The sequence below is a fragment of the Streptomyces sp. NPDC087420 genome (assembly GCF_044744165.1).
Taxonomy (GTDB): domain Bacteria; phylum Actinomycetota; class Actinomycetes; order Streptomycetales; family Streptomycetaceae; genus Streptomyces.
Window position 1 is genome coordinate 425,232 of record NZ_JBIUXU010000005.1, and the last position, 21,255, is coordinate 446,486.

The window sequence follows — 21,255 nt, forward strand, 5'->3', positions numbered from 1 at the left end:
ACCGGAGGGGGAGATCGGGTGACGGCGCAGGCGCGGTCCGGCGGGGCGGGCGGCCCGCTCACCTCCCGGCACGCGGGCTCCACGCCGTCCGCGACCGTGGTGACACTGACGCTGGTCACCGGCGCCGTCGACACCCTGAGCTTCATGGCCCTCGGTGACGTCTTCACCAGTGTCATGACCGCGAATCTCGCCCTGCTCGGACTGTCCGTGGGATCCGACGACTTCACCCTCACCGGACATGTGGCCGTCGCCCTGGCCGGATACATCTGCGGCGTGCTCCTCGGCAGCCGGATCGCCGCCTCGGGCCATTCCGGCAAGGCGCCCCACCGCGGCGCGCTGGCCGTCGAGACCCTGCTCCTCTGCGGGTTCCTGGCCGGCTGGATCGCGGTCGGCGGCCGGCCCGCCGGGGGCGCGGAGATGGGGCTGCTGGCCACCGCGTCCGTGGCCATGGGCTGCCAGAGCGGGATGATCCGGGTCATCGGCACCCCCACCATGTCCACCACCTACCTCACCGGCACACTCACCGGGATCCTGGCCGAACTCGCCACGAAAGGGCGGCTCCAGCGGTCGAACGTGGTCCTGATCGCCGTGCTGCCGCTGGGCGCCGCCCTCAGCGCGATCCTGGTGACCTGGGCGCGCACCTACGCGCCCGTGCTGCCGGCGGGCCTGCTCCTGGGCGCGACGCTGCTCTCCTTCGTACCGCCGGGGGAGCCCCCGCCCCGGACCCGCTCCGGGCCGGGCTCCGCGCCCGGCTCCGGGTCCGGCTCCGTGCCCGGGTCCGGGTCTGGGAAAGTGGACCCATGATCGACACCACACTGACCGAACTCGTCGACGGACTCCTCGACGGCCCCGTACCGCTGCCCCTCGTCCACGTCGGCGACCCGGTGCTGCGCCGCCCCGCCGCGCCGTACGAAGGACAGCTCGGCGACGCCCGGCTCCAGCGCCTGGTGGACGCGATGCGCGCGACGATGCACGCCGCCCCCGGCGTCGGCGTGGCGGCGCCGCAGGTCGGGATCCCACTGCGGATCGCCGTCATCGAGGACCCCGCCGAGGTGGCGGAGGAGGTCGGCCGGACGCGCGGCCGGGTGCCCCAGCCGTTCCGCGTCCTGGTCAATCCGTCGTACGAACCCGTCGGTGACCGGCGTGCCGGCTTCTACGAGGGCTGCCTCAGCGTCCCCGGCCTCCAGGCCGTCGTCGCCCGGCCCGAGACGGTCAGGCTGCGCGGACAGGACGAGACAGGGCGGGAGTTCGACGAGGAGTTCTCGGGGTGGCCGGCCCGTATCGTCCAGCACGAGACGGACCATCTCGGCGGCACGCTCTACCTCGACCTCGCCGAGACGCGTTCCTTCGCCACCACCCCGCACATGATCGACCGCTGGTCCCAGCCGACCCCCGAGACGGCGGCCAGGGAGCTCGGATTCCCCCTCCCCGGCGACGGCGGCCGCGCTTGAGGGCGGGAAGTCCCGTCCCCGTACTCACGTGCCGTCCTCAGGCGCCGGCCGGTGCCGCGCCGGGCCAGGCGGCCGCGGTGGCGGCGGTCGCCGTCGCCACCGCGGCGAGCCGGTCGTAGTCCAGTGTGCCGGGGGTGTCCGTGGGCCGGTGGTAGTGGGTGTTGCGGAAGTTCGCGGTGCCGGTGAGCATCAGCGCGGGGATCCGGTGGTTCCAGAACGGCGCGTGGTCGCTGCGCGAGAGGTTGTTGAGTACGGGCAGGGCCAGACCGGCGGCCGCGCCGAACCGCCCGTCCGGGCGCGGGTCGCGCAGCAGGACCGAGGGCAGCGACGGGGACGCCTCGGCGGCGGCCCGCGCCCACGCCTCGGCGGCCGGGCGGGAGGACGTGCGGTGGACCACGAGGGTGAAGTCGCCCCGGTGGTGGCCTTCGCTGACCGCCTCCGCGGCGGCGGGGAACGCCAGGCCCGCGCCCGGCGGGAGCCGCTGGCTGCCGAGGGCCGAGGAGAAGTAGCCGACGGATTCCAGGCAGATCATCCCGGCGACGCGGCGGGTGCGCAGCAACTGCCGTACGGCTTCCCGTGAGCCGATCAGGCCCATCTCCTCCATGTCGAACAGCATCAGGGTGACGTCCGGCGGCTGGGGCAGCCGCGCGAGGACCCGCGCGGTCTCCAGGACCACCGCGACGCCGGACGCGTTGTCGTCGGCTCCCGGACTGTCCACCACCGTGTCGAGGTGCGCGCCGACCACGATGGTGGAGCGCCGGGCGGGGCCCTCGCCCCGGTCCCGCGGTCCTGGCGGTTCGGCGCGGAGGTTGGCGCCCGTCACCCGCCGGTGCAGACGGATCTTCAGCGGCATCGCACGATGCCCCGGCCCGTCGGCCGAGCCCCACCGCCACCGCACGTCGAACGGGTCGCGGTGCACGTCCCAGCCGGCCCCGGTGAGGTGGTCGGTGACGTACTCCTCGGCCCGTTCCATGGCCTGCGGGGCGTGACGGCGGCTGCGGGGCTCCCCGGCCAGCGCCGTCACATGACGGCGCAGCAGCGCCGGATCGGCCTGAAAGGGGTGCGTGGGCTGTGTCATGGGACCTTCCTGCTCCTCGCCGGCCGGGCACACGGGTGCGCGTTCCCCACACGATCACATGCTCCCGTGCGCGGGGCACGCTCCCGTGCCGGATGTCGGCCGAGGACGGCGCCGGTGCCTGGTGCGCGACAGGTCCCGGCGCCGGCGGTCAGGCGGTGAAGCGGCGGACGTACCGCCGCTGCCAGGGCGTCTCGACCGCGTGCCGGGAGTAGTGGGCGCGTACGTACTCCACCGCCCGGTCCGCCGGGACCCCGTCGAGGACGGCGAGACACGCCAGGGCGGTGCCCGTACGGCCGCGTCCGCCGCCGCACGCCAGCTCGACGCGCTCGTCCGCCGCCCGCTCCCACACCTCGCCGAGCACGGCCCTCGCCTGCGGGCGGCTGCTGGGCAGCCGGAAGTCGGGCCAGCGCAACCACCGTGTCTCCCAAGCGACTTCGGGCGGCTCCTTGCCGAGCAGGTACACGGCGAAGGACGGGGTGGCACCGGCCGGGAGCGGCCGGCGGAGACCACGTCCCCTGACGAGGCGTCCGGAGGGCAGGGTGAGGACTCCGGTGTCGGTGGGCTGCCAGGTGTCGGTCATACAAAAACCGTAACGGCCGGCTGCGGGCCACGGAGGTGAATCCGGTACGACGGTGCCACGGCATCGTGACCTCGGGGCGCCCGCCGCGTTACACGGACCATGAACATGCGCCGATTCCTCACCGCAGCCGCCGCCGGCTCCACTCTCCTCGCCGTCGTCGTCCCCGCCGCCCACGCCGTCGACCTCGGCAACACCCTGAACGGCGCGGCGCGTACCGCCGGCGCCGTCGCGGGCGAGGAGGGCGAACACCGCCCCGACCTCGGCGAGAAGGTGAACGCCGCCGAGGGCATGGTGCGGGGCGGGGCCGACGTGGTGAAGTCCGCGAACGACCTCGTCAACTGAGGCCCGGGACGGGTCGGGTGGCGGTCCCGAGGCCGGGACCGCCACCCGGGTGTCCGGGCCCGCCCCCTCAGGCAGGCGGGCCGTGCGCCGGTCCATGGGCCGGTCCGTACGTCAGCCCGTGCGCTGGATCGTGTAGATCGCGTAGACACCGCACTGCGAGCCGGACTGCTGGCTGACGATCGACCAGCCGCCCGGGATCCTGGTCGGCCCGCAGACCTGCATGACGGTCTGGGTGGTCGGCTTCACGACGGTGTAGACGGTGTACACCCCGCACTGGGCGCCCTGCTGGATGGACGTGATGACCCAGCCGTCCGGGATGGCGGACTGCCCGCAGTCCGTGATGGTGGTCTGATCGGTGATCTTCAGCAGCGTGTAGAGCGGGTAGGCGCCGCAGCCCGCGTTGTTCTGCATCGCGGTGATGACCCAGCCGTTGGGGATGGCCGAGTGGCCGCACGCCTGGATCGTCGTCCGGTCACCGAGCGCGGTGACGGTGTAGACGGTGTAGGCCCCGCACTGGGCGCCCTGCTGGACGGAGATGATGACCCAGCCGGGCGGGATGAAGGACTGCCCGCAGTCCGTGACGGTGGTCTGGTCCGTGATCTTCAACAGCGAGTACACCGGGTAGAGGCCGCACGTGCTCGAGTTCTGCATGGCGGTGATGACCCACCAGTCGGGGATGGGCGAGTTCGAACAGGCCTGAATGCTGGTCGCGGACCCCAGTTCGGTGATGGTGCGGGACCCGTAGCCGCTGCACCCCGCGGTCGTCTGGTTGATGATCACCCACCCGGCGGGGACGGGGGTGTAGCCGCAGATCGTCGTCGTGGCGCCCTGAGCCGCCGTCCCGGCCGCGACGGCGGCGGGGGCTCCCGTCAGCGTCGTACCGCCCAGCAACAGCGCGGCCACCATCAGCCACCGCGCCATGAGCCGCCCCGTCAAGAGCCGCCGCACAGTACCCATCCCAATTCCTCCTGGTCGCACCCGTGTTGATCGCGGCTGAGAGCTTGGCAGAGCCGTACTCCCAACCGCCACCCTCAACGGGGCCTACTGGCGTACCAGTTGGATATCGCTGCACACGCGGCGGTCACCGCTCAGAGGTCAGGGCCGCCGGAAGGGCTTGCAGAGAAGGTCCTTGTAGTTGCCGTCGTCGAGGCAGACGCGCACGAGGCCGGCTCCGCCCGGGACATCCGCCGGAACGGTGAAGCTGAAGTTCTTGGACGTGTTGCACGCCGTGGCGGAGGCCGCGGACCCGTTCGAGCCCAGCTTCACGGTGTCGGCGGCGTTGTAGGTGTACGCCCAGGTGAGCCGGCAGTATTCCGGGCCGGCCGAGCTCACCGACTTGTGTGTTCCCGTCACGACGACCGACCGGTTGTACCAGGTCAGCGTCCCCTTCGTCCACGTGTTCCCGAGGGGGATGTCGAACTCCACCACGGGGTAGGCCGTCGCGTCGGCGGCGGCGGCCGGTGCGCCGAGCAAGGTGCCCGCTGTCAGTACGACGGAACCGAGGGCGGCGGCGAGACTGGTACGCATGCGATCTCCAAGGTGTGAGCCGGTTGGGGCCTCGAATGCTGCCCGGGCCGTACACCCGCGGCCCAGCTCTTAAGCCACGGCTTAAAGGGGGCCGCTCAGGCACTCCGCCGGGCCGGTGCCCGCGCCGCCTCGGCTCACGGTTCCGTCGTGGTGCCGGTCTTCAACAGGGCCAGCCCCAGAGGGGTGATGAGGTGCAGCACGGATCCGCCCCGGCGGCTGGTGGTGATGAGGTCCGTGTTTCGCAGCACCGTCGCGTGCTGACTGGCCGCCGCGGCCGAGACGTTGAGGCGGCGTGCCAGCTCGGTGGTCGTGCAGCCCTCCACCGCCACACGCAGCGCGGCGGCCCGCGTGCGGCCGAGCAGCGACTCCAGGTTCCGGCCGGAGGAGCCGTCCGGTGCGGCCGGGCCGGCCTCGGCCAGCGGTCCGCGGAGGGCCGGCACGGCCAGCCGGGGCGGCTGGGCTGTGTCGAGCGGGTCCCACAGAAAGCTCGCCGGGCGCGTGGCGAACACCGTGGGGGTGATGATCAGTCCCCTGCCCCGGAGACGCACCTCGGTCGGGCGCGGATAGGGCGCTTCCAGCACGGGCGGACGCCAGCGGACCAAGGGGGCGCAGAGCGAGCGCAGCAGCAGATCGATGCCTCCCTCAAGCATCAGACGCGCGTAGCGGGCGGAGAGCGCGACCAGTTCGGACCGCGCTCTGTCCCAGTGGGGCTCCACGGTCAGCCGATGGCAGGCACGCACGGCCTCGGCGAGCTCCTTCCGCGCGTCGCTGTCCCCCTCGGCCACCCGTCTGGCCCACGGCAGATGGGCGGGACGGAAGTCGAGACCCTCGAATTCACGGCGCAGCCGGGCCGCGGGCGCGTGCAGGAGATTGTCCACGGCGTGATCCAGCGAGGGCACGTCACCCATCAGGGCCAGCAGGTCGAGCCCCGGGCCGCGTACCGGAAGCAGGGACGTCAGCGGGGAGGTCAGCGGGCGCGTGTCCGCTCCCGTCCGGCCCGCGACCGCCGACCGCCACGCGCGGAAGTGAGGATGGTCCCGGCCCCCTCCCAGCAGTTCCAGGCTGTAGTACGTCTCCGCCGCGACTCCGATCGTCGCGGCCACACGGGTCCGCGCGAGGTCTTCCGCGGTGAAGTGAATGCGTAACACCGGCCGGCCCCCTGTCACAGCGGTAGTGCGCGTCCGCGCACCCCCAGCATGCCCCGGCCCGGCGCGTCACACGTCACGTCGACGGCTGTCGCAGGAAGTCCGCGAGACCCTCCAGCAGCCGGTCGACGTCCTGGGCGTTGTTGTACGGTGCCAGGCCGGCCCGCAGCCCGCCGGCGTCGCCAAGACCCAGCCGGCGGGACGCCTCCAGCGCGTAGAACGATCCGGAGGGCGCCGTGACCCCACGCCCGGCCAGATGGCGGTACGCGTCCCGGGTGTCGCGGCCTTCGAGGGTCAGCAGCAGGGTCGGCGTACGGTCCGCCGCCCGCGAGTGCAGCGTGACCGGCGCGAGGCCCGCCAGCCCCTCCTCCATCCGCCGCCGCAGGCCCTCCTCGTGCTCCTCCAGCGCGGCGAAGGACCGCGCGAGCCGCTCCCGCCTGTCACCGGTGGCGCCCGGGGAGGAGGGACCGCCGTCGGCGAGATCGGCGAGGAAGTCCACGGCCGCGCGCACGCCCGCGAGGAACTCGTAGGGCAGCGTGCCCAGTTCGAAACGCTCGGGGACCGCGTCCGTGGAAGGCGCCAGCTTGTCGGGCGCCAGCCCCTCCAGCAGTCCGGGCGCGGCCGCGAGCACCCCCAGGTGGGGACCGAGGAACTTGTACGGCGAGCAGACGTAGAAGTCGGCGCCCAGCAGCCCGGCATCGACGAAGGAGTGCGCCGCGTGATGCACCCCGTCGACGTAGAACAGGGCCCCCTGCGCGTGTGTCAGCCGGGCGATCCCGGGGAGGTCGGGCCGGGTGCCGATGAGGTTCGAGGCGCCTGTGACCGCCACCAGCCGGGTGCGCTCCGAGAGCACCGCGCCGATGTCCGCCGGGGACAGCTCGCCCGTCGCGGGGTCGAAGTCGGCCCACCGCACGGTGACCCCGGCCGCCCGCGCGGCCTGTACCCAGGGGCGGATGTTGGCGTCGTGGTCCAGCCGGGTGACGACCACCTCGTCCCCCGGCGACCAGGTCTTGGCGAGCGTCCTGGCGAAGTCGTACGTGAGCTGGGTGGCGCTGCGGCCGAAGACGATGCCCGCCGGGTCCGCGCCGAGCAGATCGGCCATCGCCAGCCGGGCGCCGGCCACCGTGCGGTCCGCGTTGCGTTCCCCCGGCGTCGCCGCCCCCCGGTTGGAGAGCGGGTTCGCCAGCACCTCGGCGATGGCGTCGATGACCGGCCGGGGTGTCTGCGTACCGGCGGGCCCCTCGAAGTGGGCACCCCCCGCGTCCAGCGCGGGGAAGTGCGAACGGACGGCGTCGATGTCGTACGTCACGAAGGACTCTTCTCTCTTCTTCCGGGCGAGCGGTGGCCTGCCGGTCTTCCGCACCATCATCGTCGTCGGCGCGCTCGTCCCGCCCGCCGGGCGGCGCCTTCCGGTCGCCGCCGGTCCCGCCGCACGACCGTCGACCCGCCGCCCGGCCCGTACTCCCGGACAGGCCACCGCCCCAACCTCCCTGTGCCCGGGAAGGGTTGCTAGGGTGCGGCGGTGTCTCCCTCTTCACGTGACTCGGCAGCAGGCGCAGGCTGGCACGGTCAGGAGCCGGGCCAGGAGCCCGGCCGCTACCGGGCCCTCATGCCGGAGCGCACCACCCACATCTCCTGGCTGAACCCGGCCACTCTGTGGAAGGCGCGCAACGGCGTGGTCGCCTCCCTGTTCGGGGACCCGACCGGCGACGACCGGAAGCGCTGGGTACGGGGGCAGCTCGACCGGGGCGCCGCACCGGACCTGGTGATCGAGCGGGACGACCCGGACACCTTCTCGTTCATGCTGCTCGCGGACACCGGTGAGGGCGACGCCCCGCAGTACGCCGTGGTGCCCGGCTTCCTGGAGGCGGCCGAGGGCACCCGCTTCGCCGTCCTGTCCAGCGACGTGATCTACCCGGTCGGCAGCGCCGACGAGTACGGCCCCAAGTTCTTCCGGCCGTACAAGGACTACCCGGCCCCGGTCTACGCCGTACCGGGCAATCACGACTGGTACGACGGCCTCAACGGCTTCATGCGCGTCTTCTGCGACGCCCCCGCGCTGCCGCCCGCCGCCCGCCCGAAACCCCTGTCCGCCGGCTGGTGGCGGGCCCTGCTGTGGCGGCGCCCCGGCTCCGTGGACGAGCGACTTCTCGCCGAGGCGCGGCAGTTGCGGTCCGCCCCCGAGCAGCAGGCCGCGCAGCCGGGACCGTACTGGGCCGTCGACGCGGGCCCGCTGCGGATCATAGGCATCGACACCGGTCTGCTCGGCGGCATCGACCAGGAACAGGGGGAGTGGCTGCGCCGCGTCTCGGCGGGCCCCCGGCCCAAGATCCTGGTGACCGGTTCGCCGATCTACGTGGACGGCGCCCACGAGCCGTGTGCCATCGAGGGCGGCGGCACGGTCGACGACATCGTCCGCGACCCCGCCTGCCACTACATAGCGGCCATAGGCGGTGACATCCACAACTACCAGCACTACCCGGTCGACGTCGACGGCAGGACCGTCGAGTACCTCGTCGCCGGGGGCGGCGGGGCGTTCATGCACGCCACCCACACCATTCCGCGCGTCGCGGTGGCCGACGTCACCGAACGGGACTTCCGCTGCTACCCGCTGCGCGGGGACTCCCTGGCGTTCTACAGCAAGCTCTACGGGCGGCGGCTGCGGATGCGGCGCTTCTTCGAACTCACCGCGGAACAGGCGGCGGCCGTCGTCGCCGAGCGCCTCGGCGTGGCACCGACCCGGGAGACGGACGCGCCGGTGACCCGGCGTACGAGACTGGTGGCCTCCCTCCTCGGCGTGCCCGCCCGGCCGGACGCCAGGCGACGGTTCCGGCTGCCCGTCCGCAAGATCTACGCGCAGGCCTTCTCGCCGGGCTCCACGACATACACCCCGCCCTTCTTCAAGAGCTTCCTCCGGCTGGACGTCACCCCGGACCACCTGCGGATCCGGTGCTTCGCGGCGACCGGCTACCGTACGGAGGAGCTGGCACCGCCCGTCGAGGACGACTTCACCATCCCCCTTCGCTGAGCCGGGCTCCCCTCCCACGGCGGTCGACACCGCCCGAGGACACGCGCGTTGACACCGGGCCGCCGGACGGCTGTAATAAGTCCGGTGTCGCGTGACGTCCGCCAAAGAGCAGTGGGCAGGCGGGCAGTTGGGCGACACCCTTCACCAAGGGGCCACGCCATGAGTTCATACTCCGCACCCCGCGACTGACGTCAGCGCCCGCGCACGACGTCTTCCGTCCCCGCAGTGTGACGTCAGTACGTCCTGCGCGCATCACGTCGTTCCTCACTCATACCTTTCGCGCGGAATGCCCGCGCCCATCAGGAGATGCGACAGCGCATGCCCACATCGTTCAACCAGCGGATCATCGACGAGTTCCGTTCCGGCGGAGGAAAGGTCGGCGGGCCCTTCGAGGGCGAAGACCTCCTCCTGCTCACCACCACCGGCGCCAGGTCGGGAGCCGAACACACCGTGCCGCTCGGCTACGTCCGCGACGGCGCACACCTGCTTGTGGTCGCCTCCGCGGGCGGCGCTCCCCGGCACCCCGCGTGGTATCACAACCTGCTGGCCCACCCCCTGGTACGGGTGGAGATCGGCACCGAGGTGTTTGCCGCCCGCGCCGTCCCCGCCGAAGGGGCGCGGCGCGACCGGCTGTTCGCGCAGGTGGTGCGTACGGCCCCCGGCTACGCCGACTACCAGTCCAGGACAGCGCGGACCCTGCCGGTCGTGGTGCTGGGACGGCCCCAGGCCGACACGGCGGAGGGCTCCCGCGCCGTCCCCACCCTGGCCGACAAGCTCATCGAGGTGCACACTGGGCTCCGCGAGCAGGTGCGCGCCCTGCGTGTGGAGGCCGAGGCACACGTCGCGGAACGGGCCGCCCACCGGGGCCCCGGCGCACCCCCGGCCCCCGGCCTGGGACTGCAACTGCGGCGCCACTGCCTGGAGTTCTGCGCCTGGCTGGAATTCCACCACACCAGCGAGGACACCCATGTGTTCCCCTCGCTCGCACGCCACCACCCGCGACTGCGCGGCGTCCTGGACCGGCTCGGCGACGAACACCGTACGGTCGCCCGCATCCAGGGCGAACTGCTCGCGCTGCTCGACGGCATCGACACGGCCGAACCGGCGCTGTTCCTCGCCACGTTGGACGATCTGTCGCACCGGCTGGGAGCGCATCTCGACCACGAGGAGGAATCGCTGCTCCCGGCCCTGGCCGAGATCCCGTTCCCACCGGTCTGAACGGCCGTTTCCTGAGTCCCGACGCCTGATCGCCGGGGCGCCGCCGACCGGCTACGCGGCCAGCAGGCCGAGGGACACCTGCCACAGCCGGGCGGCCGCCCCGGGGTCGAGCGCGTGCCGCGCGACACCCCGGAGCGGCCCGCCCGGTACGTAGCGCGGTGCCTCGGCACAGTCCTGGAAGTACCGGCCGCCCACGCCCTCGACGTGGGGCGACGCCGCCAGCAGCACGGAGGTGGCCGCGGCCTGCGCGGGTGTTCTCCGCTCGGCCTCGGTCGCCCCGGCGTCCAGTGTGTTGACCGTGATGCCGTCGTCGGCCCACCGCCGGTACGCCTCGCCCGCGAACAGCACGTCGGCCGTCCTGGACTGCCCGTATGCCGCCACCGGGTCGTACGGACGTGTACGGAAGTGGAGGTCGTCGAAGTCCAGGGGCGCCCGCAGGTGGGCGTCCGAGCCGACCACCACCACCCGTGCCCCGCCCGCCTCCGCCAGCGCGCCGTGGAGGCCGGTGGCGAGGGCGAAGTGGCCGAGGTGGTTGACGGCGAACTGGAGCTCCCAGCCCTCCGGGGTCCGCCGCTCGGGTGTCTCCCGTACGCCCGCGTTGTGCACGAGCATGTGCAGCGGCCCCTGCCACGCGGCGAGGAACGCGGCGATCGACGCCCGGTCGGCGAGGTCCAGCGGAGCGATACGGACCTCCCTGGCGCCGGTGGTGTCGATGATGTCCTCCGCCGCCCGCCGTCCCGCCTCCGTGTCCCGTACCGCCAGCGTCACGTCGGCGCCCGCGGCGGCGAGCGCCCGCGCCGTCTCGATCCCCACCGGGGAGGCCCCGCCCGTCACGACGGCGAAGCGGCCCAGGAGATCCGTGCCGGCCACCACCTCGGCGGCGGTGGACCGGGCGGTGAACGGGGTGGTGATCAGCGTGGACTCGCTCATGGGACGTCCTGCCTCGGGGCTCAGGTGCGGCGGTCGCGGAGGGCGGTGGTCACGCTCCCAGGCAACCACGGGGCGATGCCCCCGACCACCGGGGGAACGGGCTCCCGCCGAGCGGCACACGCGGGTCCCCGGCCGCGGACTCGGGCCCGCCTGGCAGCGGTTTCCCGCCCGCCCGGATGCGCCGAAAGAGGCCGGGACCCGTCGTCGTCACCGGTCCGGGCGGCCGGGCCGGGGCAACCCTTTGTGCTTCTCCGCCGTCCTGAGAGGTGAGGCGGGACGACCTGATGTTCCCGTCACGGGGGAAAGGCACCACATGACCACGTTCGCGATGTCCCGGCGCGGCCTACGGCCCGCCCTGGCGGCGGCCGTCGCGGTGACCGCCGCGCTGACCGCCCCGCTCGGGCCCGCCGCCTCGGCGGCCGGACCGGACAGCAGGCCGTCGCCCGGGGCTCCCGGCTTCGGCGACCCGATGTTCCCGCTCGACGGCAACGGCGGCTACCAAGTGCGCCACTACGCACTCGACTTCGACTGGCAGGCGCCCAGGACACCCTTCGAGGCGAAGACCACGATCAAGGCCACCGCCACCCAGGCGCTGTCGCGCTTCGACCTCGACTTCGCCGGCAACACCCTGCACACGGTCACGGTCGACGGCGCCAGGGCCGCCGCCGTACGCGACGGCGACGAGCTGGTGATCACCCCCAAGTCGCCCATCCGCGACGGCGGGAACTTCACCGTCACGGTCACCTACACCGCCGACCCGACCCAGACGCGTCACCGCGACGACGCGATCGAGGACTACGGCTGGATACCCACGCCCGACGGCACGGTTCTCTATCCGCAGCCCAACGGCGCCAAGATGATCTTCCCGTCCAACGACCATCCCAGCCGGCGCGCCCCGATCACCTTCCGGATCACCGTGCCGAGCGGACTGACCGCGGTCGCCAACGGCAAGCTCGTCTCCCGCCAGGACAGGCCCGGCGGCCGGGTCCGCTGGACGTACGACTCCGAACAGCCGGTCGCCACCCAGCTCGCCCAGCTGGCGATCGGCGGGTTCACCGCCGTCGACACCACCGGCCCGCACGGGCTGCCGATCCGGGACTACGTCCCCGACGCCCTGGTCGACGCGACCGACGCGTACCGCAAGCTCACCCCCGAGCACCTCACCTGGCTCGAACAGCGCCTCGGCGCCTACCCGTTCAACCGGTACGGCCTGCTCGTCGGCGACACCGACCTGGCGGTCGCGCTGGAGACGCAGACCCTCTCGCTGCTCCCCAAGGCCGACCTGCTCGGCACGCGCGTGGACGCGGAACGCACCATGGTGCACGAGCTGACCCACCAGTGGTTCGGTGACAGCATCGCTCTGCGCACCTGGTCGGACCTGTGGCTGAGCGAGGGCCATGCCCGCTTCTACGAGCGGCTGTACTCGGAGGAGCACGGCGGCGACAGCTTCGAGTCCGCGATGAGGACCGCGTACCAGAACCACGACCAGTGGCGTCACGACTACGGCGCCCCCGCCGAACCCACCGAGCCCAACCTCTTCAAGAGGATGCGCTACGACGGCTCCACCCTCGTGCTGTACGCGCTGCGCGAGGAGGTCGGTGACGCCACCTTCCAGAAGATCGAGCGGGCCTGGATCCGTACGTACACGGGCGAGGCGGCCGGTACGGGCGACTTCGTCGCGCTGGCGTCGAAGGTCGCGGGACGGGATCTGGAGCCGTTCCTGACCCCGTGGCTGTACGGGCCGACGACGCCCCCGATGCCGGGCCACCCGGACTGGGTGGTCACGCCGGTGCCGAGGGGGTAGGTGGTGGGGGAGGGGCGCCCCGGCCGGGGGCGCCTCATCCGGACAAGGGACAGTCCCCCGTGAAGCGAACCCCCCACATCCTTGCCGCGGGCGCGGCAGCCCTCCTCATGACCGGAATCCAGGGGACGGCGTCGGCCGCCCCCGCCCCGGCTCCCGCCGCGGGCCCGTGGACCGGTACGTGGGCCGCCGCGCCGCAGAGCGGCGGCGACACGTTCACTCAGCAGACCGTGCGTCAGATAGTCCGTACGAGCATCGCGGGCACCGCGGCGCGCGTCCGCCTGTCGAACGTCTTCGGCAACGCCCCCCTGACCGTCCAGGACATACACCTCGCGCGCCGCACCTCGGGCTCCTCGGTGTCCGCCGCCACCGACCGTACGGTCACCTTCGGCGGCCAGCGGGCCGTCACCATCCCGGCCGGGGGATCGGCGGTCAGCGACGAGGTCGCGTTCCCGGTGGACGCCCTGTCGGACGTGGCGGTCAGCTTCCACCTCCCCAGGACCACCGGCCCCGTCACGTACCACCAGTCGGGACTGCAGACGAACTACGTCGCCGCCGGGGACGTGAGCGGGAACGCGAATCTGACCAATGCCCGCACGACCAACAGCTATTACTTCCTCTCCGGGCTCGACGTGGTGAACCCGGCGGCCGAGGGCGCGGTCGTCACGCTCGGCGCGTCGATCACCGACGGCATCGCCTCCAGGACCGACGCGAACCGGCGCTGGCCGAACGAGCTGGCGAGCCGGCTGGTGGGCGCCGGGCGCACCGTCGGCGTGCTCAACCAGGGCATCAGCGGGAACCAACTGCTCACCGACGGCGCCGGGCAGAGCGCCCTCAACCGGTTCGACCGGGACGTGCTCTCGCAGCCCGGCGTCCGGTGGGTGATCTTCGCCGACGACCCCATCAACGATCTGTCGAACACCAACCCCACGGCGGACCGTCTGATCGACGGGCTCAAGCAGCTGATCGCGCGGGCGCACGAACGGGGCGTCAAGTTCCTCTGCTCCACACTCACTCCGTTCGAGGGGGCCGGCGGGTGGAAGCCGGAACTGGAGACGAAGCGGGCCGCCGTGAACAGTTTCGTCCGGGGCGCGGGCAGTGGGTGTGACGGTGTGATCGACCAGGACGCGGCGACACACGACCCGGCGCGGCCGACGAAGTTCCGTGCGGAGTACGACAGCGGCGACCATCTGCACCCCAACGAGGCGGGGCTCCGGGCCATCGCGGGAGCCGTCGATCCGGCGCTGTTGCGATGACTCAGATAAGGTTCATATAATGTGATGCAGGTCACAGGAATAGGGGTGACTGAGCGGGCATGGACCGTTCTCTTCACGAGTTACATACATATGTCTCCGGTTGCGAATCGGAGGCAAGCGAGCCGCCCTCGGCGTCTCTTGACGCCCCGCGACGACCCACTTCCTTGCTTTCATATGCGGTGCCGCTCGGATGCGGTACCGAGGAGGTGTTTCACGATGGCTCTCAGCCCTCGTTTCGCGCTCAATGGCATCGCGGTCATCGCCGGTGCGTTCCTGGCGGTGGTGGCCATGGCCTTCACGGCTTCCGTGGCCGGCTGGATCGGCTTCGGAGTGTTCACCGGTATCGCGGTCCTCGGGATCGTGGGTGCTGTCTTCGCCCGCAAGGCGGCCGCGAAGGCGGGCCACGGCCTGCTGGCGGCGGTCGCCCTGTGGTCGCTGATCGCTTCGCTGATCTTCTCCGGCACTGTGCTGACCTGGCTGGTCTTCGCCGGAGGGGCCGCCGTGGTGGCGGTCGCCCTGGGCGACCTGGTCGCGCACGAACTGCGCACCGAGCGTGTGGTGCACTCCCTGGAGGTTCGCCGTCCGGCGGAGGACAGGTCCGACACGCCGGCGCGGTCGAGCCACATCGCCGCCTGACGCGGACCGCGTGACGCGGACACTGACGTCCTGAGGCACTGAGGAAGCCCACGGCCCCCGAGGCCGTGGGCTTCCGTGCTGTCCGGGACCGGTCCTGTCCGGACCGGATCTTTCTCTTTCCTATATGATTTAGGCGCCCCGGCTGTCGATCCGCCCGGTGGTCACTGTCCGGATCGGGCAGCTTACAGCTCTTTCTCGGTCCGATGTATTGACGTACGTGCGTTGCTGCCCCCACCATCACCAGGCAAATATCCTATTGGATTATGTGGGAGCCGTGATGAAGCAGCCACTCCTCAGAACCATGCTGGCGGGCCCGGTCGCCGTCGCGGTCCTCGCCGCCGGCACGGCCGGATGCACGATCAAGAACTCGGGCGAGCCCGCGAACAACGTGGCCCCGGGCGGCGCCCGGGCGGCGGGCGGGGGATCCGCGACACTGGTGGACGGGTCCGGGACCAAGGTCGCCCTGGTCCCCGGCGGCGCCCACCCGTACTTCCAGCCCTGGAAGAAGGCGGGGGCCACCGCCCGCACCACGTACAAGCTGGGCGGGGTGACCTTCGACGAGACCGCCGAATGGGACCAGCAGAAGCAGAACAACCTGCTGTCGTCCCTCGCGGCCCGCGGATACAACGCTTTCGGTGTGTTCGGCGTCTCCCCGACCGACATCAACACCACGTTCGCCGACCTCACGTCCCAGGGCTTCCCCGTCGCCTCCCTCGGCTCCTGCCCCGCGGGCAAGACCGACGCGGCCGACTTCTGCCTCTCCACCGACGTCGAACTCGCCGCCTACAAGGCGGCCAGGGCCACCATCGAGGCGATGGGCGGCAAGGGCACGCTGGTCCATCTGACCGGGATCAACGTGGACTCCAACACCCAGCTGCGCATCAGGGGCGTGGCGAAGGCGGTGAAGGAGACCGGCGGCCGGGTCACGCTCCTGCAAACCGTCACGGACATCGACAAGGACCTCCAGACCGCCCAGAAGGCGGTCTCCGACCTGCTCGCCGCCAAGGGCAGGAACATCCAGGGCATCGTGTCCACGGCGTACAACCCGGCGGTCGCGGCGGCGGGAGCCGTACAGCGCTCCGGACTGCCCGTCAAGGTCGTGGCCATCGACGACGACGCGAAGATCCTCAGCTCGATCAGGAACGGATCCGTGGACGCCACCGTCGTCCAGAATCCCGTCGGCCAGGCCGACGTGGGGACCTGGGCCCTGGCCCTGCTCCAGACGGAACAGTGCGTGATGCGCACCCCCGGTGTGGCCGTCGACTCCGGCTCCTTCGTCGTGACGAAGGCCGACGTCGACACGTACGACACCGCCCGGCGTGCCAGGACGGAAAAGCTCAAGAAGCAGTTCGCCGACGAACTGCTCTCCTGCCGCTGAGCCGGCGCCCAGAACTCCAGGAGCTGACGGAACCCCATGAGCATCATCACGGCCGCCACCGCCCACCTCGTCGACATCGAGGTGGAGAAGGAACGCACCGACGCGGTCCAGTCGTTCGTCAAACAGGAGACGATCTTCCTCGACCTCACCACCTCCGACGGCCTCACCGGCACCGGCTACGCGTACACCATCGGTACGGGCGGCTCGTCGGTCCTCGCGCTGCTGCGCGACCACCTCCTCCCGCGCCTGGCCGGCCAGGACGCCAGGAACGTCGAGGGGCTCTGGCAGGAGCTGTTCTCCCTGACCCGCGCCACGACCGTCGGAGCGATCACCTCCCTCGCCCTCGCCGCCGTGGACACCGCGCTGTGGGACCTGCGCTGCAAGCGGGCCGCCGAGCCGCTCTGGCGCCTGGCCGGCGGATACCGCCAGGAGGTGCCGCTGTACGACACCGAGGGCGGCTGGCTCCACCTGTCGACCGAGGAACTGGTCAGGGGCGCGGTCGAGGCGCGTACCAACGGCTGGCCCGGGGTGAAGATCAAGGTGGGCAAGCCGCACGTCGCGCACGACGTCGAACGGCTGCGTGCGGTACGGGACGCCGTCGGCCCCGAGACGCACATCATGACCGACGCCAACCAGTCGCAGAGCCTGTCCTCCGCCGTCCGGCTCGCCGCCGCCCTCGAACCGTACGGACCCTTCTGGCTGGAGGAACCGCTCCCCGCGGACGACGTCAGCGGCCACGCCCGGCTCGCCCGCTCGACCTCCGTGCCGATCGCGGTGGGGGAGTCCCTCTACTCGCCCACGCAGTTCCGCCAGTACCTGGAGAGCGGCGCCGCCTCCGTCGTCCAGGTCGACGTGGCGCGCGTCGGAGGCATCACCCCCTGGCTGAAGGTCGCCCACCTCGCCGAGACGTTCAACGTCATGGTCTGCCCCCACTTCCTGATGGAACTGCACGTCAGCCTCGCCGCCGCGATCCCCAACGGGCGGTACGTGGAGTACATACCGCAGCTCAGGGCCGTCACCCGCACCGAGATCGAGGTCCGTGCCGGACACGCCGTGGCGCCCGACGAGCCCGGCATCGGCATCGACTGGGACCGGGACGCGATGGACGACCGGAGGGTGGCATGACCACCGCACCGGCGCCCGCGCCTCCCGGCACCGGGGAGTCCCCGGCGCCCGCCCCGCGCTCCCACCGCCTGCCCTTCTGGGTGAATCAGCGGCTCGGCCTGCTTCTGCTGATCATCGCCCTGACCGTGCTGTTCGGTGTGCTGCGGCCCGCGTTCTTCGACGCCAGGCTGGTGCTGTTCCCCCTCCTGCGGGACATCTCCACCCTCACCGTGGTGGCCCTGGCCCAGATGGTCGTCCTGTCCGTCGGCCACATGAACCTCGCCGTCGGGCGCATGGCGGCCTTCGGCGCGATGTTCGCGGGACTCGGCTACGATAAACTCCATCTCCCCCTGCCGCTGGGCCTGTTGCTCTGCCTGCTGGCGGGCGCCGCCATCGGCGCTCTCACCGGATGGGTGATCGCCAGGACCGGCGTCAGCTCCTTCGTGGTGACCCTCGCCATGGACTTCGCGCTCCTGGGGCTCGTCTCCCTGCTCTACTCGGCGCTCACCGAGAACGCGGCCTTCACCACCACACCGTCCGGCATGGCCGAGCTGCGGGACTACTCCCTCGCCGACATCTGCGCCGGCCCCGTCTGCGGATCGCCCGCCGTCCCGCAGATGGCGCAGTTCACCGTCCTGGCCCTGCTCGGGCTCGGCTTCCTCTACACGTACACCCGCACCGGCCGGGAGCTGCTGCTCACCGGGGCGAACCCGGCCGCGGCGGAGCTGTCTGGCATCCCCACCGCACGGCGGGTGATCACCGCCCACGCGCTCTCCGGTCTCCTCGCCGCGCTCGCCGGGTTCATGGCGGCCGTCAGCACCGGATCCTTCCGGGCCACCATCGGGGACGAGTTCATGCTCCCCTCCTTCCTCGGCGCGGTGCTCGGCGGCACGCTGCTGACCGGCGGTGTCGTCTCCGTTCTGGGTGCCCTCCTCGGCACGTCCCTGGTGGGGGTCATCCGCAAGGGACTCGACCTCCTCGGCGTCGGCCTGGAGAGCCTCAACATCTATCTCGGCTGCGTACTCCTGCTGGCCCTGTCGGTCGACCGGCTGCGCAACGTCGTCTCCTACCGGAAGGTGGTGCGCTCCTCATGACCACGACCCGTGACCACCGGGTTCAGGCCCGGGCCGGGCTGCGCCGGTTCTCCCGGTCCACCGAGATGACGCTGCTCTGCGTCGTGGTGGCCGGATACGCCGGCCTCGGCATCGCGTCGTCCGGTTCCTTCTTCGAGGGGAACTCGCTCCGTACGTTCCTCCAGTACCTCGCCACCCCCGTCCTCATCGGCCTCGCCCAGATGGTCGCGCTCTGCGTCGGACAGCTGAACCTGGCCGTCGGCGCCCTCGGCGGCTTCACCGCCTGTGTGATGGGCGTCCTCATGGCCGACGCCCACGTGCCCATGGTGCTCGCCGTCGTGGCGGGCCTTCTCATCGCCACCGTGGTCGGACTGCTCACCGGCCTGTTCATCGTGGCCACCCGGATCAACGGATTCATCGTCACCCTGGCCACCATGACGATCCTGCTCGGCGCGCAGTACCGCGTGGTGGGCACCCGTACCGTCGACGGCTACTCCGCCGCCCTCAAGGACCTGGGCGACGCGGCCCCGCTGAACATCCCGCTGGTGTTCCTGACCGCCCTCGCCATGGCCGCCCTCCTCGCCCTCTTCATGCACCGGGGCATCGCCGGCCGACGGCTCCTCGCGGCGGGCGGGAACCCGCTCGCCGCGCGCCTGTCCGGCATCTCCACCGACCGGCAGATCGTGGTCGCCCACACCCTGTCCGGCCTGCTCATCGGCGTGGCCGCCCTCACCGCCACCGCGTCACTGCCCGGGGTCAACCGCAGCGTCGGCGGCGACTGGCTGCTGCCCAGCTTCGCGGCGCCCATCATCGGCGGGGTCGCGCTGACCGGCGGTTCCGTCGCCATCCTCGGCACCGTCCTCGCCGCGTTCGTGATGCGGCTCATCGACACCGCGCGCGCCCAGTTCTCCCTCGACCCCAGCTGGGTCAACTTCCTCATCGGCGTGGTGGTGCTGGGCACGGTGGTCGGCGGCCGGCTGCGCCAGTCGCGGCTCAAGGACCCCCGGCCGGCCCCCGGCGGCGGCGCGCCGCCGCCCCCACCCACGACGGCCGCCGCCGTGACGGCCCCCGGAGGCGCGCGATGAGCGAGACGCTCCCCGGCGTGCTCCCCGAAGTGCTCCTCGAATGCCGGAACATCGTCAAGGTCTTCCCCGGCGTCCGCGCCCTCGACGACGTCGGACTGCGCCTGGAGGCGGGGACCGTGCACGCCCTGCTCGGCGAGAACGGCGCCGGCAAGTCGACCCTGATCAAGGTCCTGACCGGCGTGCACGCCCCCGACGGCGGACAACTGCTCTGGCGGGGCGAGGAGGTCCGCCTCCGCACCCCGCTGGAGGCCGCCCACACCGGCATCGGCGTGGTGCACCAGGAGCGCAATCTGGTGCCCGGCTTCTCCGTCGCGGAGAACATCACCCTCCAGAACCCGCCGTCCCGCCGGGGCATGATCGACCGCGCGGCGATGACGGAACCGGCCCTGCGCTGCCTCGCCGAGATCGGCGTGGAGCTCGACCCCCTCACCCCCGTCGCCGAACTGTCCGTCGCGCAGAAGCAGTTGGTCGAGGTCGCCAAGGCCCTGTACACCCGGAGCAAGGTCCTGCTCCTCGACGAACCGACCGCCTCGATCTCCCCCCAGGAGACCGAGCGCCTCTTCGAGGTCGTCCGCCGGCTCGCGGCGCGCGGCACCTGCGTCGTCTTCGTCAGCCACAAACTGGAAGAGGTCTTCGCGGTCTGCGACACCGTCACCGTGCTGCGCGACGGCCGTTCCGTGGTGGACTCCGCCCCCCTCGCGGACCACACCCACGACGACGTGGTGAACCTGATGGTGGGCCGCGCCCACGCGTCCGCCGCCCTCACCCCCCGTACCGCCGACACCACGTCCCCGCCGGCGCTCTCCCTCTCCGGGGTCTCCACCGCGTCCGGGCACCGGGACCTGTCCCTCGACGTCCGCGTCGGTGAGATCGTCGGCCTGTACGGACTGGTCGGCGCCGGCCGCAGCGAACTGGCCAAGGCGATCCTCGGCCTCGACCGGATCACCGCGGGCGAGATCCGGGTGCACGGCAAGGCCGTCACCATCACGTCCCCGAGGCAGGCACTGCACGAGTACGGCATCGGGTACGTCACCGAGAACCGCAAGGAGGAAGGCGTCTTCCTGGAGCAGCCGATCGTACGGAACATCACCGTCACCGTATGGCGGCGGCTGGCCCGGGCCTTCGGATACGTCCCCCGCGCCGAGGAGACCGCCGTCGCCGACGACCTCGTGGAGCGCCTCGGCATCCGTGTGTCGAGCGTTCACCAACTGGCGGGGGAACTCTCCGGCGGCAACCAGCAGAAGGTCAGCCTCGCCAAGTGGCTGGCCGCCGACACCCGGATGCTGGTCATCGACGAGCCGACGGTCGGCGTGGACATCCGCACCAAGCGGACCTTCCACGAACTGATCTGGGAACTGGCCAGGGACGGCCTGGCGATCCTGCTGATCAGCAGCGACCTGGGCGAGATGGTGACCCTCGCCGACCGGGTGATCGTGATGGGCGACAACCGTACCCGCGGAGAGGTCGGCAACAACCACGACTACGCGGACATGAGCGGCCGGATCATCCGCCTGATCCACGCGAAACCCGGGGAACCGGCGGCGAACTAGCGTCAGTTGGACACGGCTTCTGTCCCCGGGCGGTCCGGTGGCCGGCGAGCGCCGGGACCACAGGACCGCCCGG

The 21,255-nt window shown here is 71.9% G+C and carries 20 protein-coding genes; 13 read left to right on the plus strand and 7 right to left on the minus strand.

Annotated features, from left to right (window positions below; genetic code table 11):
- Window positions 1-18 precede the first annotated feature (18 nt).
- Complete coding sequence (locus ACIO1C_RS12720) at window positions 19-804, plus strand: YoaK family protein (RefSeq protein WP_401861859.1); 786 nt, start codon at window positions 19-21, stop codon at window positions 802-804.
- Complete coding sequence (gene def, locus ACIO1C_RS12725) at window positions 801-1,451, plus strand: peptide deformylase (protein ID WP_401861861.1); 651 nt, start codon at window positions 801-803, stop codon at window positions 1,449-1,451. Before ACIO1C_RS12720 ends, def begins: the two co-directional genes overlap by 4 nt.
- Before the next feature lie 37 nt (window positions 1,452-1,488).
- On the opposite strand, the gene ACIO1C_RS12730 is transcribed toward def, so the two are convergent.
- Both ACIO1C_RS12730 and ACIO1C_RS12735 read right to left on the minus strand, forming a co-directional pair.
- Window positions 1,489-2,529, minus strand: a complete 1,041-nt coding sequence (locus ACIO1C_RS12730) for a M28 family peptidase (RefSeq protein ID WP_401861864.1) — start codon at window positions 2,527-2,529, stop codon at window positions 1,489-1,491.
- Between the two features lie 148 nt (window positions 2,530-2,677).
- A complete protein-coding gene (locus ACIO1C_RS12735) occupies window positions 2,678-3,109 on the minus strand; it encodes a protein phosphatase (protein WP_401861867.1) in 432 nt (143 codons plus the stop codon).
- Between the two features lie 99 nt (window positions 3,110-3,208).
- Between ACIO1C_RS12735 and ACIO1C_RS12740 the strand changes: the two genes are divergently transcribed.
- Window positions 3,209-3,451 carry a hypothetical protein gene (locus ACIO1C_RS12740; RefSeq protein ID WP_401861868.1) on the plus strand — a complete coding sequence of 81 codons (243 nt, stop codon included), beginning with the start codon at window positions 3,209-3,211 and terminating at the stop codon, window positions 3,449-3,451.
- A gap of 111 nt (window positions 3,452-3,562) precedes the next feature.
- On the opposite strand, the gene ACIO1C_RS12745 is transcribed toward ACIO1C_RS12740, so the two are convergent.
- From ACIO1C_RS12745 to ACIO1C_RS12760, 4 genes are all read right to left on the minus strand, one after another.
- Window positions 3,563-4,408 carry a hypothetical protein gene (locus tag ACIO1C_RS12745; protein WP_401861871.1) on the minus strand — a complete coding sequence of 282 codons (846 nt, stop codon included), beginning with the start codon at window positions 4,406-4,408 and terminating at the stop codon, window positions 3,563-3,565.
- Between the two features lie 138 nt (window positions 4,409-4,546).
- The gene (locus tag ACIO1C_RS12750) at window positions 4,547-4,978 is read right to left on the minus strand and encodes a hypothetical protein (RefSeq protein WP_401861874.1); all 432 of its coding nucleotides are present in this window, start codon (window positions 4,976-4,978) and stop codon (window positions 4,547-4,549) included.
- 134 nt (window positions 4,979-5,112) lie between these two features.
- Window positions 5,113-6,126: an ArsR/SmtB family transcription factor gene (locus ACIO1C_RS12755; RefSeq protein WP_401861876.1), complete on the minus strand. Its 1,014-nt coding sequence runs from the start codon at window positions 6,124-6,126 to the stop codon at window positions 5,113-5,115.
- A gap of 73 nt (window positions 6,127-6,199) precedes the next feature.
- A complete protein-coding gene (locus ACIO1C_RS12760) occupies window positions 6,200-7,432 on the minus strand; it encodes a cysteine desulfurase-like protein (RefSeq protein ID WP_401862190.1) in 1,233 nt (410 codons plus the stop codon).
- Between the two features lie 213 nt (window positions 7,433-7,645).
- Between ACIO1C_RS12760 and ACIO1C_RS12765 the strand changes: the two genes are divergently transcribed.
- A complete protein-coding gene (locus ACIO1C_RS12765; RefSeq protein ID WP_401861879.1) occupies window positions 7,646-9,151 on the plus strand; it encodes a metallophosphoesterase family protein in 1,506 nt (501 codons plus the stop codon).
- A 318-nt stretch (window positions 9,152-9,469) separates the two neighbouring features.
- On the plus strand, window positions 9,470-10,369 hold the full coding sequence (locus tag ACIO1C_RS12770) for a nitroreductase/quinone reductase family protein (RefSeq protein WP_401861882.1): 900 nt from the start codon (window positions 9,470-9,472) through the stop codon (window positions 10,367-10,369).
- Window positions 10,370-10,420: 51 nt separating this feature from the next.
- Here the strand turns inward: ACIO1C_RS12770 and ACIO1C_RS12775 are convergent, their stop codons facing one another.
- The gene (locus ACIO1C_RS12775; RefSeq protein ID WP_401861884.1) at window positions 10,421-11,299 is read right to left on the minus strand and encodes an SDR family NAD(P)-dependent oxidoreductase; all 879 of its coding nucleotides are present in this window, start codon (window positions 11,297-11,299) and stop codon (window positions 10,421-10,423) included.
- A gap of 313 nt (window positions 11,300-11,612) precedes the next feature.
- Here ACIO1C_RS12775 and ACIO1C_RS12780 point away from each other — a divergent pair, with 313 nt between their 5' ends.
- The 8 genes from ACIO1C_RS12780 to ACIO1C_RS12815 all read left to right on the plus strand — a co-directional run bounded on the left by ACIO1C_RS12780 (window position 11,613) and on the right by ACIO1C_RS12815 (window position 21,182).
- The gene (locus ACIO1C_RS12780) at window positions 11,613-13,103 is read left to right on the plus strand and encodes a M1 family metallopeptidase (RefSeq protein WP_401861886.1); all 1,491 of its coding nucleotides are present in this window, start codon (window positions 11,613-11,615) and stop codon (window positions 13,101-13,103) included.
- 59 nt (window positions 13,104-13,162) lie between these two features.
- On the plus strand, window positions 13,163-14,356 hold the full coding sequence (locus ACIO1C_RS12785; RefSeq protein ID WP_401861889.1) for an SGNH/GDSL hydrolase family protein: 1,194 nt from the start codon (window positions 13,163-13,165) through the stop codon (window positions 14,354-14,356).
- A gap of 216 nt (window positions 14,357-14,572) precedes the next feature.
- On the plus strand, window positions 14,573-14,992 hold the full coding sequence (locus tag ACIO1C_RS12790; protein WP_401861892.1) for a hypothetical protein: 420 nt from the start codon (window positions 14,573-14,575) through the stop codon (window positions 14,990-14,992).
- A 277-nt stretch (window positions 14,993-15,269) separates the two neighbouring features.
- A complete protein-coding gene (locus ACIO1C_RS12795; protein ID WP_401861895.1) occupies window positions 15,270-16,370 on the plus strand; it encodes a sugar ABC transporter substrate-binding protein in 1,101 nt (366 codons plus the stop codon).
- A 36-nt stretch (window positions 16,371-16,406) separates the two neighbouring features.
- On the plus strand, window positions 16,407-17,495 hold the full coding sequence (locus ACIO1C_RS12800; RefSeq protein ID WP_401861897.1) for a mandelate racemase/muconate lactonizing enzyme family protein: 1,089 nt from the start codon (window positions 16,407-16,409) through the stop codon (window positions 17,493-17,495).
- Entirely contained in the window at window positions 17,492-18,568 is a 1,077-nt protein-coding gene (locus tag ACIO1C_RS12805) for an ABC transporter permease (RefSeq protein ID WP_401861899.1), read from the plus strand. The genes ACIO1C_RS12800 and ACIO1C_RS12805 overlap by 4 nt, the downstream gene beginning before the upstream one ends.
- Entirely contained in the window at window positions 18,565-19,632 is a 1,068-nt protein-coding gene (locus tag ACIO1C_RS12810) for an ABC transporter permease (RefSeq protein ID WP_401861902.1), read from the plus strand. Before ACIO1C_RS12805 ends, ACIO1C_RS12810 begins: the two co-directional genes overlap by 4 nt.
- Window positions 19,629-21,182 (plus strand): sugar ABC transporter ATP-binding protein, encoded by a 1,554-nt coding sequence (locus ACIO1C_RS12815; protein WP_401861905.1) that lies wholly within the window; start codon window positions 19,629-19,631, stop codon window positions 21,180-21,182. The genes ACIO1C_RS12810 and ACIO1C_RS12815 overlap by 4 nt, the downstream gene beginning before the upstream one ends.
- The last annotated feature ends 73 nt before the right edge of the window (window positions 21,183-21,255 follow it).

Coding starts and splice junctions, on each gene's coding strand:
- def (WP_401861861.1), top strand. CDS start 801: ATGATCGACACCACACTGACCGAACTCGTCGACGGACTCCTCGACGGC.
- ACIO1C_RS12730 (WP_401861864.1), bottom strand. CDS start 2,529: ATGACACAGCCCACGCACCCCTTTCAGGCCGATCCGGCGCTGCTGCGC.
- ACIO1C_RS12735 (WP_401861867.1), bottom strand. CDS start 3,109: ATGACCGACACCTGGCAGCCCACCGACACCGGAGTCCTCACCCTGCCC.
- ACIO1C_RS12740 (WP_401861868.1), top strand. CDS start 3,209: ATGAACATGCGCCGATTCCTCACCGCAGCCGCCGCCGGCTCCACTCTC.
- ACIO1C_RS12745 (WP_401861871.1), bottom strand. CDS start 4,408: ATGGGTACTGTGCGGCGGCTCTTGACGGGGCGGCTCATGGCGCGGTGG.
- ACIO1C_RS12750 (WP_401861874.1), bottom strand. CDS start 4,978: ATGCGTACCAGTCTCGCCGCCGCCCTCGGTTCCGTCGTACTGACAGCG.
- ACIO1C_RS12770 (WP_401861882.1), top strand. CDS start 9,470: ATGCCCACATCGTTCAACCAGCGGATCATCGACGAGTTCCGTTCCGGC.
- ACIO1C_RS12775 (WP_401861884.1), bottom strand. CDS start 11,299: ATGAGCGAGTCCACGCTGATCACCACCCCGTTCACCGCCCGGTCCACC.
- ACIO1C_RS12780 (WP_401861886.1), top strand. CDS start 11,613: ATGACCACGTTCGCGATGTCCCGGCGCGGCCTACGGCCCGCCCTGGCG.
- ACIO1C_RS12790 (WP_401861892.1), top strand. CDS start 14,573: ATGGCTCTCAGCCCTCGTTTCGCGCTCAATGGCATCGCGGTCATCGCC.
- ACIO1C_RS12795 (WP_401861895.1), top strand. CDS start 15,270: ATGAAGCAGCCACTCCTCAGAACCATGCTGGCGGGCCCGGTCGCCGTC.
- ACIO1C_RS12800 (WP_401861897.1), top strand. CDS start 16,407: ATGAGCATCATCACGGCCGCCACCGCCCACCTCGTCGACATCGAGGTG.
- ACIO1C_RS12805 (WP_401861899.1), top strand. CDS start 17,492: ATGACCACCGCACCGGCGCCCGCGCCTCCCGGCACCGGGGAGTCCCCG.
- ACIO1C_RS12810 (WP_401861902.1), top strand. CDS start 18,565: ATGACCACGACCCGTGACCACCGGGTTCAGGCCCGGGCCGGGCTGCGC.
- ACIO1C_RS12815 (WP_401861905.1), top strand. CDS start 19,629: ATGAGCGAGACGCTCCCCGGCGTGCTCCCCGAAGTGCTCCTCGAATGC.